General features: G+C 56.1%; 1 protein-coding gene. It reads left to right on the top strand.

Going from position 1 to position 2,635, the window contains the following annotated elements; translation table 11 throughout:
* The first annotated feature begins 27 nt into the window (after positions 1-27).
* Positions 28-2,181 carry a phosphodiester glycosidase family protein gene (locus tag GX016_01320; protein ID HHT70202.1) on the top strand — a complete coding sequence of 718 codons (2,154 nt, stop codon included), beginning with the start codon at positions 28-30 and terminating at the stop codon, positions 2,179-2,181.
* Positions 2,182-2,635: the final 454 nt, after the last annotated feature.

Genomic DNA, 2,635 nt, shown 5'->3' with positions numbered 1-2,635 from the left:
TTAGTGCCGGCCACTGGCGGGGTAACTATGGCGGCGGGAGAACAGGTTCTTATCGGTGCTCAGGCAGCAGCGGAGTTTCTCCAATCGTACCTTACTCCCGGTAGCCGGGTGGAGATTGATCTGTCTACTGTTCCGTCCTGGGAGGAATTTGCCTGGACAGTGGGCGGCGGTACGGTACTGATTAAAGACGGGCGGATTGTACCCTTTACCCACGAAGTAAAAGGGAACAACCCCCGCAGCGCCGTAGGTATTAGTGCCGATGGCCGTCAGCTAATTTTAGCCGCTGTGGACGGGCGGCAGGAGGAAAGTCGGGGGCTGTCTCAAACTGAATGGGCCGCTGTGCTTCTGAAGATCGGTTGCTATCAGGCTTTGAACTTAGACGGCGGCGGCTCCACCACGGTTCTGGCGCGCCGCCCCGGGGAGAGCAGTGCGGCGGTGGTGAACAAACCGGCCGAAATTAGGGAGCGTTCGGTCAGCAACGGCATCGGCATTTTCAGTAAGGCGCCTCAGGGGGAGCTGGCTGGGCTTACGATTTCAGCCACGGGAACCCGGGTAGTGCCCGAGGGTACCCAGCTACTCACAGTGAAAGGCTACGATGCCAACTACAACCCGGTGCCGGTGGAGGCGGGCAAAGTAAGTTGGCGAGTGGAACCGGCCCAGCTGGGTGCTGTGCAGGAGAATGTTTTTACCGCTAATTCTTCCGGTAAAGGGAAGGTGATTGCTGCTTACGGTTCGGTCCAAGCTGAACTGGCGCTGGAAGTGATTGGCCCGGTGGTTCGGCTACAGTTGACCCCGGAGCAACTGGCTTTGGCTCCTGATGAGGAAGCAGTGCTTAGTGCCTATGCGTACGACAGCGTCGGGCGCCGAGCGTCGGTTAGATCTGAAGATCTTAAGTGGCAAGTGTTAGATGATATTGGGACTGTTCAAGCCGGCAAGGTCAAAGCCGGCCCCACAGCCCAGGTGGGAGCAGTGGAAGCGCTGTGGGGCGGTACAGTGGCTGGCACTGAAACCGCAGCCCGCACTTTGGTTACAGTGGGAACTCATGATATACCGCTGTTACATTTCGAAGCTTTGCATGGCATCGCGGCCACTGTTTACCCGGCCGAGGTGAAAGGAAACGTTACTCTGGCGGCACTGCCGGAGCCGGTCTACCAGGGCAGCCATTCTCTGCGATTGGATTATGATTTTACCGCCGGGAGCGGTACCAAGGCAGCCTACGTGGTCTTTGACCAGGGCCTGGCTTTGCCCGGTCAGGCCGATAAGCTGTCCCTTATGGTCTACGGTGACGGGCAGGGACATTGGCTGCGGGCGTTGCTAGTTGATAAGAACGGACGTGAATTCACGGTGGATTTGGCTCGGCAGGTGGATTGGGGCGACTGGCAACAGGTAGAAGCCAAGCTGCCGGCCGGAGAATATCCATATGTCTTAAAGCGCATTTACTTGGTAGAACCGGACCCGGCCAAACAAGGCTCCGGGACGGTTTACCTGGATAATTTGGCCTTAACCAGTTCTTTGCCCTTTGCCACCGAGATGAAGCTGACACCGAAGCCATTTCCTGATCAAGAGTACACCCAGGCACCAGTAGCCGGCGGGCAGAACTTCTTGGTCGTAGCTTCGCTGCCTCAAGAGCCAGAGCAACTGGAGTGGGTAACGGCATTGAAGGAAGCTGCCCAGAAACACCAAGCTCGGTACCTGGTTTGCTTACGGCCATTGGCGGAATCGACCCAGCAGGTTTGGGAGCAGGCACTGGGTATACCGATAAAACCGGTAGGAGCATCAGGACGCTGGGATGAGGGCAGGGCGACGTTTTATACCTTAAATGCCAAGGACGGCACCTTGGTGCAAGGAGATGCCCAAGATTGGCAATGGTTACAGGCGGATTTGGCTCAGCTCGAAGGACAAAAGCAAGTGTTTGTTTTCCTGGAGCGGCAACCGTTTACTGGACCCGAAGGCTTTACCAGCCGTCCGGAGGCCGATCTGCTGCGCCGCCGCCTGCAGGAAACGGGGCAAAAGTTAGGTGCCTTAGTGTGGACGTTTAGTCCGTCTGCCAGCAGCGGAATTACCTGGGAAGACGGGGTTCGCTACCAGAGATTGCAGATTGCCGCCCAAGACGAAAGGCCGCGGCTGGCGCTGGTTAGCATAAAGGATGGGAAAGCTACGTATACAGGCCTTAAGTATTAAGCTTACTCCCTGGCTCCGGTTCTCCGCTTCGACCCTGGATCCATTTTCATCCTTTTGATGCTGCCGCCGCAGCCGGCATGGGCGTTGACCCTGCAGATATAATGGCAGGCCCTCTGGTCGGGCCGCCATATTGATTATCACTGCCTCCTTTTGGTTATACTGAACAAGTAGCGATAGCTAGAGGAGGATCATTATGACCCGTCCGCTGACAGTTCGCCAGATGGCCACTCGGCTAAGATTATACCGGCTGTGTCGATTAGTAGCGGCACAATTAAGCGAAAAACAACAGCAACCACAGGAATAACCCGGCCCTTGCGGCCGGGTTTTGGTATAATGAAGGTGGATAGTGGGGCTGGAAAATATTTAAGGGCGGAGGCGAGCACATGCTGACTGACCAGGAGTTAATTGCCGATCTAAAAGACATAATAACCACCGGAGCTTCGATCTCATATTT

Source organism: Bacillota bacterium, from assembly GCA_012837285.1.
Classification (GTDB): Bacteria; Bacillota; DTU030; order DUMP01; family DUMP01; genus DUNI01.
This window is presented reverse-complemented; position numbering and strand designations above follow the sequence as displayed.